General features: G+C 67.4%; 13 protein-coding genes and 1 pseudogene. 3 read left to right on the forward strand and 11 right to left on the reverse strand.

Annotated elements, in window-relative coordinates:
- The first annotated feature begins 209 nt into the window (after positions 1–209).
- Complete coding sequence (locus A5758_RS17735) at positions 210–1,202, forward strand: zinc-binding alcohol dehydrogenase family protein (protein WP_067742586.1); 993 nt, start codon at positions 210–212, stop codon at positions 1,200–1,202.
- A gap of 98 nt (positions 1,203–1,300) precedes the next feature.
- A pseudogene (locus tag A5758_RS17740) lies at positions 1,301–1,693 on the forward strand (DUF302 domain-containing protein).
- Here A5758_RS17740 and A5758_RS17745 read toward each other — a convergent pair.
- The 8 genes from A5758_RS17745 to A5758_RS17780 form a co-directional block, all read right to left on the reverse strand.
- The gene (locus tag A5758_RS17745) at positions 1,690–2,226 is read right to left on the reverse strand and encodes a hypothetical protein (RefSeq protein WP_067205424.1); all 537 of its coding nucleotides are present in this window, start codon (positions 2,224–2,226) and stop codon (positions 1,690–1,692) included. The pseudogene A5758_RS17740 and the gene A5758_RS17745 sit on opposite strands and share 4 nt — an antisense overlap.
- A gap of 33 nt (positions 2,227–2,259) precedes the next feature.
- Positions 2,260–3,750, reverse strand: coding sequence for an NAD(P)/FAD-dependent oxidoreductase (locus A5758_RS17750; protein ID WP_067742587.1), 1,491 nt, complete (start codon positions 3,748–3,750; stop codon positions 2,260–2,262).
- Between the two features lie 76 nt (positions 3,751–3,826).
- Complete coding sequence (locus A5758_RS17755) at positions 3,827–4,900, reverse strand: AraC family transcriptional regulator (protein WP_082939746.1); 1,074 nt, start codon at positions 4,898–4,900, stop codon at positions 3,827–3,829.
- A gap of 92 nt (positions 4,901–4,992) precedes the next feature.
- Positions 4,993–6,288: a fatty acid desaturase gene (locus A5758_RS17760; RefSeq protein WP_067742588.1), complete on the reverse strand. Its 1,296-nt coding sequence runs from the start codon at positions 6,286–6,288 to the stop codon at positions 4,993–4,995.
- A gap of 95 nt (positions 6,289–6,383) precedes the next feature.
- Positions 6,384–7,580 (reverse strand): ferredoxin reductase, encoded by a 1,197-nt coding sequence (locus A5758_RS17765; protein WP_369816459.1) that lies wholly within the window; start codon positions 7,578–7,580, stop codon positions 6,384–6,386.
- A 95-nt stretch (positions 7,581–7,675) separates the two neighbouring features.
- The gene (locus tag A5758_RS17770) at positions 7,676–8,155 is read right to left on the reverse strand and encodes a hypothetical protein (protein WP_067205410.1); all 480 of its coding nucleotides are present in this window, start codon (positions 8,153–8,155) and stop codon (positions 7,676–7,678) included.
- Between the two features lie 33 nt (positions 8,156–8,188).
- Positions 8,189–9,055: a polyphosphate kinase 2 gene (ppk2, locus tag A5758_RS17775; RefSeq protein ID WP_067742591.1), complete on the reverse strand. Its 867-nt coding sequence runs from the start codon at positions 9,053–9,055 to the stop codon at positions 8,189–8,191.
- A 41-nt stretch (positions 9,056–9,096) separates the two neighbouring features.
- The gene (locus A5758_RS17780) at positions 9,097–10,518 is read right to left on the reverse strand and encodes a wax ester/triacylglycerol synthase family O-acyltransferase (protein ID WP_067742594.1); all 1,422 of its coding nucleotides are present in this window, start codon (positions 10,516–10,518) and stop codon (positions 9,097–9,099) included.
- Between the two features lie 186 nt (positions 10,519–10,704).
- On the opposite strand from A5758_RS17780, the gene A5758_RS17785 reads away from it, so the two are divergent.
- Positions 10,705–11,253, forward strand: a complete 549-nt coding sequence (locus tag A5758_RS17785) for an Rv3235 family protein (protein ID WP_067742597.1) — start codon at positions 10,705–10,707, stop codon at positions 11,251–11,253.
- 6 nt (positions 11,254–11,259) lie between these two features.
- On the opposite strand, the gene A5758_RS17790 is transcribed toward A5758_RS17785, so the two are convergent.
- The 3 genes from A5758_RS17790 to mddA form a co-directional block, all read right to left on the reverse strand.
- Positions 11,260–12,417 carry a cation:proton antiporter gene (locus tag A5758_RS17790; RefSeq protein ID WP_067742600.1) on the reverse strand — a complete coding sequence of 386 codons (1,158 nt, stop codon included), beginning with the start codon at positions 12,415–12,417 and terminating at the stop codon, positions 11,260–11,262.
- Positions 12,418–12,421: 4 nt separating this feature from the next.
- Entirely contained in the window at positions 12,422–12,904 is a 483-nt protein-coding gene (locus A5758_RS17795) for a cation:proton antiporter regulatory subunit (RefSeq protein WP_067742602.1), read from the reverse strand.
- Positions 12,905–12,975: 71 nt separating this feature from the next.
- Positions 12,976–13,731 (reverse strand): methanethiol S-methyltransferase, encoded by a 756-nt coding sequence (mddA, locus tag A5758_RS17800; protein ID WP_067742603.1) that lies wholly within the window; start codon positions 13,729–13,731, stop codon positions 12,976–12,978.
- Positions 13,732–13,798: the final 67 nt, after the last annotated feature.

Here is a 13,798-nt window from a genome sequence, read left to right on the forward strand (position 1 = left end):
TGGGAGATCCCGTCGGTAAGTAATCTTTCGGTATGCACCGCACGAGCGCGCAGGAGATCGAGAAACGCTGCCGTGGCGAAAGCATTGGCCATGGCATGTTGCATCCGCACACCTGAGGCGCCCGCAGCACAGATACCGCACCCGACTCATTGGATCGCGTAGTGGTCGCGGTTGCTGGGCTACGCGAATAGGCACGAGGAGAAGCAGTTATGAAAGCGTGGCTGTGGGATGGACATGCAGGGATAGATCATTTGACCCTGGCCGACGTGCCGGATCCGGCCCCGAATGACGGTGAAGTGGTGATGCGAGTCCACTACGCGGGCTTGAATCCTGCCGACCGGATGATGGCAGAGAGGCGGTACCCATATCCCGTATACCCGCCTGCGCCGCACGTGCTGGGTCGGGACGGCGTCGGGGAAGTGATCAGAATTGGTAAAGGCGTCGAAGATGTGCAGGTGGGCGACCAGCGCGTTCTTCTGCGCAGTGATGTGGGACTTCTCCGCTGGGGCATGTTTGCCGAGCAAGTGTCGATACCGGCAGCTAACTTAGCGGAGATCCCCACGGGTTGGACCGAAGAGCAGTCGTCGGGCGCCGCCGTCGTTTATCTATCGGCGTACCGTGCGCTCACCATGTGGGAACCGCTCAAGCCAAACTCAGCGGTCCTGGTCACCGGCGCGTCCGGCGGGGTCGGAGTTGCGGCTGTGCAACTGGCGGCGGCGATGGACCACACGGTCATAGCGCTTTCGCGCAGCGAGGAAAAGCAACGACGCCTCAAGGAACTCGGAGCGACGTTCACATTCAACCCTGAGGACCCGCAGTGGCGAGCTGGTGTGAAGGATGCCCTGAATGGAGGCGGGGTGAACCTGGCAGTCGACACGATCGGGGGCACGCTGTTTCCTGAAGTCATCGATGCGATGGGCGATTCGGGAAGACTCAGCTTGGTGGGAGAACTCGGAGGCCCGGTGCCCAACTTTTACACGGGCACGCTCTTTTCGCGCTGGCTGCGAATCGGCGCAATGGCTCTCAGCTACTACACACCGGAGCAGCATCGCGTCGGCTGGCACGACCTCTTGGGCATTTTGGCCCGCTCCGGCGCTCGGCCACTGGTCGACCGTGCGTTTCCGTTCGAGCAGTTGCCGCAAGCCTTCGAACGCCTGGCTGACGGCCCGATGGGCAAAGTGGTGATCGAGGTAAAGCCTTGAGGCTCCATCACGTTGGCTTCGCCTTCACCGAACCCGGTAAGTAACGGCGGCGGGAAACCAGGCCCTCGCGCCGGTGATGGTGTGGGCGCACGACACCGGTGCGGATCGCCGCGTTGCTGAACGACATCGGTGAAAGGCCGGTGCCGATCAACGACAGGGAGCGCGTCGAACCCCATGTCGGGCCAAGCGGATTCATGTTGTTCGGTGTCGTCGACCACGGCGCCTGGATCACCAAGGTCGGCGTGCCCCGCAAAGCGATCCGCGTCATCCTCGGCAATCCGTTGATCGCCATCACGATGCTGCGCCACGACGTGACGGCGGGCCTGTTCGCACCGGTCGAGCTGTTGCTGGCCGACTAGGGGGCCGGCAGCAGCCTGACCTATGTCAGGCCGTCGTCGCTGATAGTCGTCGAACCCGATCCCGGATTGCTCGGCGCCGCAGAACAACTCGACGCCAAGCTGGCCTCCATGGCCGAAAAGGTAACCGCCTAGAGCCAGCCGGTGCGGGCGGCCGCGACCGGCTCGGGCGGCGCCGGGGCCAAGTTACCGTCGCGCACGCCGTCGAGCATCCGTTTCACCGCTGCCACGATCTCCGGGGCCGCCGCCGCGAGGCCGGCCTTGTCGGCCTCGCTGACCTCGCCGGGGTCGACGCCCGCCCGGGCCAGCACGGCGGCCGGGTCGGCCAGCTGCTCGGCCAGCCAAGCGACGGGGTCGGCCGACAGCTCGGGGACGAAATTCCGGCGACCGGGTTCCCACCCGTCGAACCGGGGGTGATGATGGGCCCGGTCCAGCGTGCCGGGCGGGCTCTCGGTGGATCCGAACAGGTCCACCCGCCACACCGGGCGATTAAACGAGATCGGGACGCCGGCGTAGATCGAGCCCTGGGGCTCGTCCCGGTCGACCAGGCGCAGTTCCAGCCTGACTCCCCGCTCCGGGGTTTCCTGACCTTCGAGCGGGCGCGGGTCGACGAAGAACATGTCCCCGACGACCACACCCATGGTTTCGAATCCAAACGCTGCGAGCATGTTTCCGAGCGTAGTCCCGGCCGTCGAACCGGGCTAAGCGCCGACCTTCTTGGCCGCGCGGTCGGGCAGCACCACGTCGTAGTCCGCGAAGACCACTGCCCGTGTGCGGTGCTGGTATTCGTGCACCAGCCCCGGCCAGTTGGTGGTGACCCGGCCGGAGGCGACGCGGTACCAGGAATCGCAGGTGGTCCATACGCCGGCATCCAGGCGGGCCTGGACCTCCGCGTCGTAGGCCTGCTCCACGGCGCGGCGCACCTCGAACGCGCGGGCCACGCCCCCGCGGGCCAGCTCCTCGACGATCTGGCGGATGTAACCGGCCTGCTGCTCCATCATCAAAATGATCGAGCTGCTGCCGAGATTGGTGTTCGGGCCGTAGATCAGGAACATGTTCGGGAAACCCGGCACGGCCATGCCGAGATGGGCCCGCGCTCCCTCCGCCCATTCGGACTGCAGGTCCCGCCCGTCGCGGCCGGTGATCGTCATCGGCGCGAGGAATTCGGTCGCCTTGAACCCGGTGCCGTAGACGATGGCGTCTACCTCGTGCAACCGGCCGTCGGCGGTGCGCACACCCGCGGGCGTCACCTCGGTGATCGCCTCGGTCTCGACGTCGACATTGGCACTGGCCAGCGCGGGATACCAGTCGCTGCTGAACAGCACCCGCTTGCAGCCGATCGGGTAGTCGGGCGTGAGCTTGGCCCGCAAGACCGGATCTTTGATGTGGCGCTTGAGGTTTGCCGACGCGGCAATGCCGATCAGCCGCGCGAGCGGAGCCACCCTGGTCAGCGCGAGGCCGAAGAATTCCGAGATCTCCCAAATCAGGTTCCGCATCGCGGCCGCGAACCCGGGCACGGTCCGGAAGGCGGCGTGATGGGCGTGGGTGTAGGCACGATCCGGCTTCGGCAGCACATATGGGGCGGATCGCTGAAAGACGGTGACATGCTTGGCGGTCTCACGAATGCGCGGCACGAACTGGATCGCCGACGCACCGGCGCCCAGGACGGCGACGCGCGTGCCGGCCAGGTCGACGTCATGGCGCCACTGCGCCGAATGGAACGAGGGGCCCGCGAACGTGTCGAGTCCCGGGATGTTCGGCAGCGCCGGCCGCGACAGCTGCCCGACCGCGGGGACCAAGACATCGGCCTCGAACACGTCGCCGGTCGAGGTCTCCACCCGCCACGTGGCGGTGTCGTCGTCATAGCAGGCCGAGGTGACCTCCACACCGGTCCGCACCACGTCGCGAAGGCCGAACCGGTCGGCGGTGTCGTGGATGTAGCCGAGGATGTCGGGCTGCTCGGCGTATCGCCGGCCCCAGTCGGCCTTCCGGGCGAAGGAGTAGGAGTAGAGGTTCGACGGGACGTCGCAGGCGGCGCCCGGGTACGTGTTCTCCCGCCAGACGCCGCCGATGTCGTCGGCCTTCTCCAGCACCGTCACGTCGGCGAGACCATCCCTGGACAGCTCGTAGGCGGCGGCAAGGCCACCGAATCCGGCCCCGATCACCAGTACGCGAGGACGAGTCGAAGTCATGACTCCAACGCTAGGGGCGGGCTGCGGGTTGCGGGCAGCCGATTGCGGTCGGCAAATCCATGATTCCGGCCACGGATCAGACGGCCTGGAGCCGGGCGCGCGGCGCGACCGACCGCTGATAGCGCGCGGGGGTGGTGCCCGTCCACCGCTTGAACGCGGCGATGAAGCTCGTCGCCTCGGCGTAGCCCAGCCGCAACGCAACGTCCTCAACCGACAGCGCGCCGGTTGCCAACAGCTCCTCGGCGAGGACCCGGTGCACCTCCTCGACCAGATCGCGGAAGGTCGTGTTCTCCTCGGCCAGCCGCCGCCGCAGCGTCCGCTCGCTCATCGCCAGTTGCCGGGCGACGGCCGCGATCGTGTGAGGTTCGCCGTCGATCGACGCCAGGCGCTCGCGCACCCGCCGGGCGACACCGGTGCGCTCCCGGCGGCGTTCCAACAGGGCTCGACACTGCTGCTCGCACATGGCCACCGTCATCTCGCTGGCCCGAGGCAGCGGGTTGTCCAGCAACGCGGCCGGCCAGCGCGCCACGTTGGCCGGCGAATCGTAACGCGGCGTTACGCCAAAGGCCTTACAGGCCAAGGTATCACCGGATGATGGGGCCGCCCCGGCGAACTCGATCGAGGTGAACGGGACCGGACGGCCCAGCATTTCGGCCATGACCCGGGCGATCGCCACCAGGTCGCGCCGCACCAGAAACTCCGCCACCGGACCGGTCAGGTCGGGCAGGTCGAGCCGCATCGCCGCCACCGGTCCGTCCACCGTGACGGTCGGCAGGCAGAAGCCGTAGCTCAGCTCGTAGAACCGGGCCGCGAACCGGACGGCGTCGCCCAGCGTCGAACTGGTCAGGCAGGCGAAACCGAAGATGCCCAGCGCCCCGACGTGATAGCTGCCGCCCACCCGCACCCCCAGGTCGGACGCGCCGTCTTCGCCGCCCAGCAGCTTCACCAGATTCGTCGCGACCGCCAGCTCCTGGCGCCCGACGATCGTGCGGTTGGGGTCGCGCAGGTCGGCCTCCGACAGACCGGTCCCCTCGAGGACGTCCGCTACGGCACAGCCGTTCTCGCAAGCGAACTCGGCCATCAGCGCGACGCTGACCGGGCTCCGCGGGAAATCCCAGTGGGACACCTGCGAGCCGACGAACACCTGCACTTATCCAGTATGGCGAACGACGCCGCCGCCGAACGTGCACTCACTGCGAGAATCAGCCCGAATCTCGCGCTCAGTACACGTTCGATGAAGCGCTACGCCGCCAGGCCATCCTTGGCATCGCCGGCCGCCGCGGCTGCCTTCTCGGCACGCTTGGCGCGCCGCCAGCCGCGCACGGTCGCGATCGCGGTCTTCAGCCCGCGCCGCCGGCCGGTCTCCGGGTCGGTGCCCGCGAAACCGGGCTCCAGGTCGGCGAACATGCGCTCGCTGCGGGTTTCCGGAGCGTTGTCGGCGTCATCGCGCAGGTACTTGTTCGGCAGCGACAGCTTGGCCAGCGTGCGCCAGGTCTTGCCGTATTGCACGAGGAACGAGCCGGTCGTGTACGGCAGGTCGTACTTGTCGCAGACCTCGCGGACCCGCACCGAGATCTCGTGTAGCCGGTTGCTCGGCAGGTCCGGGTACAGATGGTGCTCGATCTGGTGGCACAGGTTGCCGCTCATGAACCGCAGCGCCGGCCCCCCCTCGAAGTTGGCGCTGCCCAGCATCTGGCGCAGGTACCACTGCCCCTTGGTCTCGCCGATCATGTCGGTCTTGGCGAATTTCTCTGCACCATCGGGGAAATGGCCGCAGAAGATGACGGCGTTGGCCCAGACGTTGCGGATCACATTGGCGACCGCGTTGGCCTTCAACGTGGACGTGTAGGTGGCTCCGGGCGACAGCGCGGTCAGCGCCGGGAACGCGACATAGTCCTTGAACACCTGGCGGCCCGCCTTGGCCAGGAACTCGTCCACCCGCTGGCGGGCGTCGTCCTGGTCCATCCGCTTCTTGGCGATCTTGCCGAGCTCCACGTGCTGCAGTCCGACGCCCCACTCGAAGAGCAGCGCAAGCATGGTGTTGTAGAACAGGTTCAAGATGTTGAAGCGCTTCCAGCGCTGGTCCCGGGTGACGCGCAGCAAGCCGTAGCCGACGTCGTCGTCCATCCCGAGGATGTTCGTGTACTTGTGATGCACGAAGTTGTGGGTGTAGCGCCAGTGCTTCGACGACCCGCTCATGTCCCACTCCCACGTCGAGGAGTGGATCTCCGGGTCGTTCATCCAGTCCCACTGGCCGTGCATGACGTTGTGGCCGATCTCCATGTTCTCGATGATCTTGGCCACGCCCAAGGTGACGGTCCCCGCCCACCATGCCGAGCGGCGGGAACTCGCGGCCAGCATCAGCCGCCCCGTTACCTCCAGCGCGCGCTGCGCCGCGATGGTGCGACGGATGTAGCGGGCATCCCGCGCGCCACGAGAGTCTTCAATGTCCTGGCGGATGGCGTCCAGCTCCACGGCCAGGTTCTCAATGTCGGCGTCCGTCAGATGAGCAAATACGTCGACGTCGGTGATCGCCATCGTCGTCCTCCCTGCGGTCGATTTGTCCGTCCTAAACCAGGTCCAGACCTACGCTATCGTAACCTACGATTCCGTAGGTTACCTGTGAGTAGCCTTTAGATGTCGAGCACACAATCGCCGGAAGCGGCCGACACGCAGGTCTGAATCCGGGTGCCCGGGTCGTGTTCCGCGCCGGTGCGCAGGTCACGGACGTGCCCCTCCACCAGACTGACGACACATGACTGGCATATACCCATTCGGCAGCCGAAGGGCATCTGCACGCCGGCGCCCTCCCCCGCGTCCATCAACGACGTCGCCGCGTCGGCGACGACGGCGCGATCGCTCCGGGCGAAGGTGACCGTTCCGCCGGCGCCGGCCGGCGCGGCCTTGGACACGGCGAATCGTTCGAGGTGCAGCCGGTCGCCGATGCCCGCCGCCGACCAGATCTGCTCGGCCTGGGTCAGCATGCCCTCCGGCCCGCAGGCCCAGGTCTGCCGTTCGCGCCAGTCCGGTACCTCGTGGTCGAGCCGGGCGAGGTCGAGACGACCCTGGGTGCGGGTTTCCCGCAGCAGTAGGCGATAGCCGGGATGGTCGACGGCCAGCGCGGCCAACTCGGCCCGAAACATCACGTCGGACTCGGTGGGCGCCGAATGCACGTGCGCGATGTCGCCAATCTGGTTGCGGCGCACCAGGGTTCGCAGCATCGACATCACCGGCGTGATCCCGGATCCGGCGGTGAGGAACAAGATCGATGGCGGCGCCGGGTCGGGCAGCACGAAGTTGCCCTGCGGTGCGGCCAGCCGGACGATGGTCCCCCGCTCGACGCCCGCCACCAGGTGCGACGACAGAAACCCTTCGGGCATCGCCTTCACCGTGATGGTCACCGTGCGTTTCGAGCCGGATCCGGACGTCGCGGCGGGGCTGGACGTGAGCGAATACGACCGCCAGCGCCAGCGCCCGTCCATCAGCAGCCCGATCCCGATGTACTGACCTGGCTGGTAGTCGAAGTTGAAGCCCCAGCCCGGCTTGATCACCAGGGTCGCGGAATCCTCGGTCTCGCGGCGCACCTCGAGGATGCGGCCCCGCACTTCCCGCGCCGACCACAGTGGATTGGCCAGATGCAGGTAGTCGTCGGGCAACAGTGGCGTCGTGATGCGCGCGGCGAGCTTGCGCAGCGCGTGCCAACCGGGGTGCCGGTCGGCGCCGGCGACGACTGGCCGCTTGGTCTCGACGACGTTGCCCGTGATCGATGGGTTACGTCTGCCCAGGGGAAGCTCCTGCTCACTACGCGGCGTCTTGCTTGCGCTAACCATTGTGGTCGATTGGATGGGCTTCACGAAACCTACGGTACCGTAACCTACGGTTGCGTAGCTAGCATTGCGGCCGGGAACGCGCCACCTTTGCCCCGTCAGAGCAGCTCGAGCAGGAACGGCAGCTCCTGGTTGGCGTACCACGCCAAGTCGTGGTCTTGCGCGTCGCCGACGATCAGTTCGGCATCCTCGTCACCCAGGTCGGCGGCGTCGATGGCCTCGATCGCCTTCGCCACGGCCGGCTCGGCATCCGCGTTGTCGACGTACGCGGCGATCACGTCCTCCAGCGCGACGGGCCCGCCGAGTCTCACCACCGCGTCGTCGAGATCGGGACGGAAGCTGACGTCGCCGACCTCGGCGGCCAGCACCGCGCGCCGCGGCGGCAGCGATCCGGCGGCCCCTTCGGCTTCCGTGTCGGCCAGCAGCCGCAGCGACGCCAGCGCCGCCTCGCGCAGCGCGACCTCGGCGAGCTCATCGTCGTCGCCCTCGGCGTACGCCTCGCGCAACCTCGGCGTCAGCGCGAACGCGGTGCCATTGACGGGCCGCAACGAGCCGTCGGCGACCAGCCCCTGCAACATGGCCAGCGTGGCCGGAATGTAGACCTGGATGGCTCAATCCCCGATCAACGTGGCCGCAAAGTCGTCGACATACGTCGCCAGGTCGCGCGGCGGACGCTGGTAACTCACAGCCGGGAGCGGAAGCTTCGGCAGTTTGATCTTCGGCCGCTCCACGTCGTGGTAATCGATCGTGGACAACAAATGGGCCATCATGTTCAGCCGCGCGTGCTTCTTGATATCCGATTCCACTACATACCAAGGGCTGAACGAGGTATCGGTGTGCACCATCATCTCGTCCTTGGCGCGGGAATATTCTTCCCACCGGTAGACCGATTGCAGGTCCATGGTGGACAGTTTCCATTGCCGCACAGGGTCATTCAGCCGCGCCCTGAACCGGCGCAGCTGTTCGGCCTCGGAAACCGAGAACCAATATTTGCGGAGCAGGATCCCCTCATCGATCAGCAACTGCTCGAAGATGGGCGTCTGCCGCAAAAACAACACGTACTCCTGCGGCGTGCAGAATCCCATGACCTTCTCGACACCGGCGCGGTTGTACCACGACCGATCGAACAGCACGATCTCCCCTTTGGCGGGCAAATGGGCGATATAGCGCTGGTAGTACCACTGTCCGCGCTCCCGCTCCGTCGGCGCGGGCAGTGCCGCGATGCGGGCGGCCCGTGGGTTCAGGTATTCGGTGATCCGCTTGATGGTTCCGCCCTTGCCCGCTCCGTCGCGGCCTTCGAAGATGACCACGACGCGGGCGCCGATGTGCCGCACCCACTCCTGCAGCGTGACGAATTCCGTTTGCAGCCGGAATAATTCAGCTCGATATACATCGTCGGGCACCTTCTGCACGGGCGGCGAAGCCGATTTCTTTGTGTGTGCCTTCGCAGACTCGCCGTCTTTGGTCGCGGTGCTCATATCAACGGATGATAGATCCAGGCAGCAAGGTTCACCTCCGACTACGAGCGGGAAGCTTCCAGCAATTCCTCGAGCGCTTGGTTCAACAGGCCCGGCAGCAGCTCGACGTCGCTCATCGCTTCGCGGTCGGCATTGATGCCGAAGTACAGCATCCCGTTATACGACGTCACGCTGATGGCCAGCGCCTGGTTGTGCAACAGCGGCGGGACGGCGTAGGTCTCGAGCAACTTGGTGCCGGCGATGTACATCTGCGACTGGGCCCCGGGCGCGTTGGTGATCAGCAGGTTGAACGTCCGCCTGGAAAAGCTGGGGAAACTGGTGGCGACCCGGATACCCATGGCGTGCAGCGTGGGTGGCGCAAATCCCGACAGCGTGACGATGGTCCTGGCGTCCACCAGGCGGGCGGCCGTCGGGTTCGATTCGGTGGCGTGCGCGATCTGCGACAGCCGCACCACCGCGTTCGGCTCCCCCACCGGCAGGTCGACCAGAAACGGCGTCACCTGGCTGATGGCCTGACCTGGGCCGGTCGCATCGAGCTGACCGTCGGCGTAGATGGACAGCGGCGCCATGGCCCGCACCGTCGCGGTCGCCGACACCGCCACCCCGCGTGACATCAGCCAGCTGCCCAGGGCGCCGGCGATCACCGCGAGCACCACGTCGTTGACGTCGCAGTCGTACCGGGCGCGCACGGTGCGGTAGTCGTCGAGGTTGCCGCACGCGACCGTGAACCGCCGGTGGCGCGACACGGTGGCATTGAGCGGGCTGCTGGGTGCGGTGCCGCGCGCCACGGTGCGCGCGAAATCGAGCACCCGGCGGCCGGCGGCGAGCAGTTCGCCATGGTTGGTCACCAGGCCGCCGATGGCCGAACCGACGGCCTGCAGCTGGGTGCCCGGCCCCACGAACCAGTCGCCGACGGCCCCGAAGATCAGCCGCGCGTCGCCCGGGTCGCGTTCCGGCACCCAAATGTCTTCGGGGAAGGGCGGCGGGCGTTTGGTGCGATCGGCGATGACGTGGTTGATCTCGAGCGCCGTCATGCCGTTGATGAGGGCTTGATGCGACTTGGTGTAGAGGGCGACGCGGTTCTTGGACAGGCCCTCGACCAGATACATCTCCCACAGCGGCCGGGACTTGTCCAGCGGCCGGGCGGCCAGCCGGGCGATCAGCTCGTGCAGTTGTTCGTCGCTGCCCGGGGAGGGCAGGGCGGAGCGCCGGACGTGATAGGCGATGTCGAAGTCGCCGTCGTCGACCCAGACGGGCCGGGCCGATCCGACCCGCACCTCCCGGACCTTTTGCCGATAGCGCGGAATCTGCGGGAGCCGCTGCTCGATGGTGGCCAGCAGCGTCTCGTAGCTCAATCCGGCGCGCGGCCGGCGCAGGATCGACAGTGATCCGACGTACATCGGGGTGGCCGTGTTTTCCAGCCGAAAAAACGACGCGTCCGATGGGGACAGCCGGGTCACCATAGGGCGCAGTCCTCCTCACCGAATCATCGCCCTGTTGCTGAAGGAGATGTCCCGCCCACGGTAATCGTCTGGCCGGGCAGCGTCCGAGCGCGGGTACGCGCCGGCCCGAGTTGTGCCATGATGACCACTGCCTGCCACTCTCCAGCGGGCTTGAGGGAGTTCGACCCAAGAGTTGGAGAGTGCGCGTTGAACATCAGCCCTGTCGCGGGTCCGCCCGGCGCCTTCGCCGTCCTACCCGTCGTCGATTACGAGCCCCCGGCACAAGACGTACCACGGAGCGTCCCTTCCTGCCTGCCGTCGTCGCGCGCACCATTGCGCAGGCGCAGCGCCCACGCGCCGCACCGGCCCTGCCCGCCCGGCGGGCAGCCTGCCGACGAGCCGCGAACCGCGATGCCGGGGCCGATGCGGCAGGCCGCGATATTCGCCGACGCGGCGCTGCGCCGGGTGCTGGAGGTCATCGACCGCCGCCGCCCCGCCGCCCAGCTGCGCCCGTTGCTGACGCCAAGCCTGGTGGACTCCGTCGTCTCAGTGGGCCATGCGGCCGCCGGTCAGCAGGGCGCGGCGGTGCTTCGGCGGCTGCGCCTGCAGCCGGCCGGTCGGGACCCCGAGGCCGCGGCCGAGGTTTCCGGCTCGTACAGCCGCGGCAACCGGATCCACGCCATCGCCTGCCGCGTAGAGCGGGTGTCCGCCGGCGCCGGCGCCCGCTGGCTGGTGGTGGCCCTGCACATCGGTTGATCGGGGCTAGTGTGGCGGCCCGGCGGTCGGCGCCAGCGGGCCGCCCGTGTAGCGGGTCAGCACCGGCCCGACGATCGCCATGATGAACACGTATGCCGTCGCCAGCGCGGCGACCGCGGGGATCGACGTGCCGGCCAATCCGATGATGATCAGCGAGAACTCTCCCCTGGCGACCAGCGCGGTGCCCGCGCGCAGTTGCCCGCGCCGCGCGACTCCATCGCGGCGGGCGGCGAAGATCCCGGTGGCCACCTTGGTCGCCGCGGTCACCGCGGCCAGTGTCAGCGCCGCGGGAAGCATCGGGATCAGCGCGTGCGGATCGACCGAGAAGCCGATAGCCAGGAAGAAGATGGCGGCGAACAGATCCCGCAACGGGCCCAGCACCCTGCGCGCGCGGTCCGCCGTTTCCCCGGTCAGCGTCAGCCCCACCAGGAACGCGCCGACGGCGGCCGACGCGTGCAGGGATTCGGCCATCGCCGCCACGATCAAGGTGATGCCCAGCACCCGCAGCAGCAGCTGTTCGGAGTCGGCGTGCTCGACCAGTCGGCCGACATGGTGGCCCCAGCGGTAGGACGCGGCGAACGCCGCCAACAGCGCGGCCACCGCCACCACCATGCCGACGACGGCGTGCAGCCAACCGCCGCCGGATGCCAGGACGGCGAACAGCGGCAGGTAGGCCGCCATCGCGAAATCCTCGAGGACCAGCACGGACAGCACCGCCGGCGTCTCCCGGTTACCGAGCCGGTGCAAGTCCTCCAGCAGCCGCGCGATGACACCCGAGGAGGAGATGTAGGTGACGCCGGCCAGGCACAGGATCGCCACACCGTCCAATCCCAGCAGCCAGCCGGCGAGCGCACCGGGCGCCGCGTTCAGGACGATGTCGACCCCCGCCGACGGCAGGTGGTGGCGCAGGCTGGCGGCGAACTCGGCCGCGGAGAATTCCAGGCCCAGGGTGAGCAGCAGCAGCACGACGCCGATGGGCGCGCTCGTCGTGATGAACTGGCCGCCGGCGTCCAGCGGCAGGATCCCGCCCTTACCCAGCGACAGGCCCGCCAGCAGGTACACCGGGATCGGAGACAAGGCGAATCGGCGTGCGATGCCGCCCACTACGGCCAGCGTGGCCAGGAGGGCGCCGAGTTGTAACAGCAGCGCCCACGAAACTTGCACCGGCTCAGCCTTTGTCGATGATCTGTTCGACGCCGGCGATGCCGTCCTGGGTGCCGATGACAATCAAAACGTCTCGGGCATAGAGCGTTTCGGCCGGACCCGGCGAGGCGAGCACTTCCTCGTTACGCACGATCGCGACGATGGAGGCACCGGTGCGGGTGCGGGCATGGGTGTCGCCCAAGGGATGGCCTACGAAGGGGCTATCGGCCAGGATGTGGACCTGCCCCGTCTCGAGCCCGGGTATTTCGCGGGCCAGCTCGGTGAACCGCTCGGCGATGCGCGGTGCCCCCAGGATCTGGGCCACCGCCTCGGCCTCTTCGTCGCTGAGGTGCAGGAGCGGCCGGGCCTCGTCCGGGTCCTCCCGGGCATAGACGACGACCTCGAAGTCGCCGCTCCGCCGCGCGATGATGCCGATGCGGTCGCCCTTGTGATCAGTGAATTCGTAGCGAAGGCCGACGCCCGGCAGCAGCACCTCCTTGACATCCATACTGTCAATCCTGACAGGTTGGCCGGAGGCGCAGTCACCCGATCGCCGAGCTGCTAATGAATTACAAAGATTCAGCCCTGCCGGGCAATGCCCGTGGCCTGGCGGCGCGGAATCGGCAGCAGCATCGACACCTCGCGGCGGTACTCGCGGTACGGGTGGCCGAGAGACGCGACCAGGTCACGCTCTTCGAGCTGCGTGGCGATCAGGATGTAGGTCGTCATGCCAATGGAGAACAGCAGGTGTCCCGCCGTCATGGTCGGCGCCGCCCAGAACGCGATGAGCATCCCGAGCATCAGGGGGTGACGCACCACGCGGTAGAGCAGCCGTACGCGGAATTCCACGCTGGTGTAAGGCTTTTGGCGCGACGCCAGATACACCTGCCGGAGCCCGAACAAATCGAAATGGTTGATCAGGAACGTCGCCAGCAGCGCTATCGCCCAGCCGAGCCAGAACAGCGCCCACAGCACCGCGCGGGCCGCCGGCATCCGCACATCCCAGATGACCGTTGGCATCGTTCGCCACTGCCAGTACAGCAGGGCCAGCACCACACTCGACAGCAGCACGTATGTGCTGCGCTCGATCGACGACGGCACCAACCGCACCCACCATCGCTTGAACGCGGGCCGGGCCATCACGCTGTGCTGGACGCCGAACAAGGCGACCAGCGCCGCGTTGATCGGTATCGCCGCGGCGACGGGCGCGGCTAGCCCACGGTCGACGCTTCGCGGCACCGCGAGGTTGCCCACGAAACCAATGAGATACAGAAAGGCCGCGAGGAAGAGCAGGTATGCCGCGGCGCCGTAACCAAGCGTCAAGTATCGCTTCATGGGGCTAAGTGTCCGCCGGCCAGGCACGTTCGGATATAGGTCGTTTGCCTCATCTTCGGCGAGCGGG

It is taken from the genome of Mycobacterium sp. 852014-50255_SCH5639931 (assembly GCF_001665605.1).
Classification (GTDB): Bacteria; Actinomycetota; Actinomycetes; order Mycobacteriales; family Mycobacteriaceae; genus Mycobacterium; species Mycobacterium paraffinicum.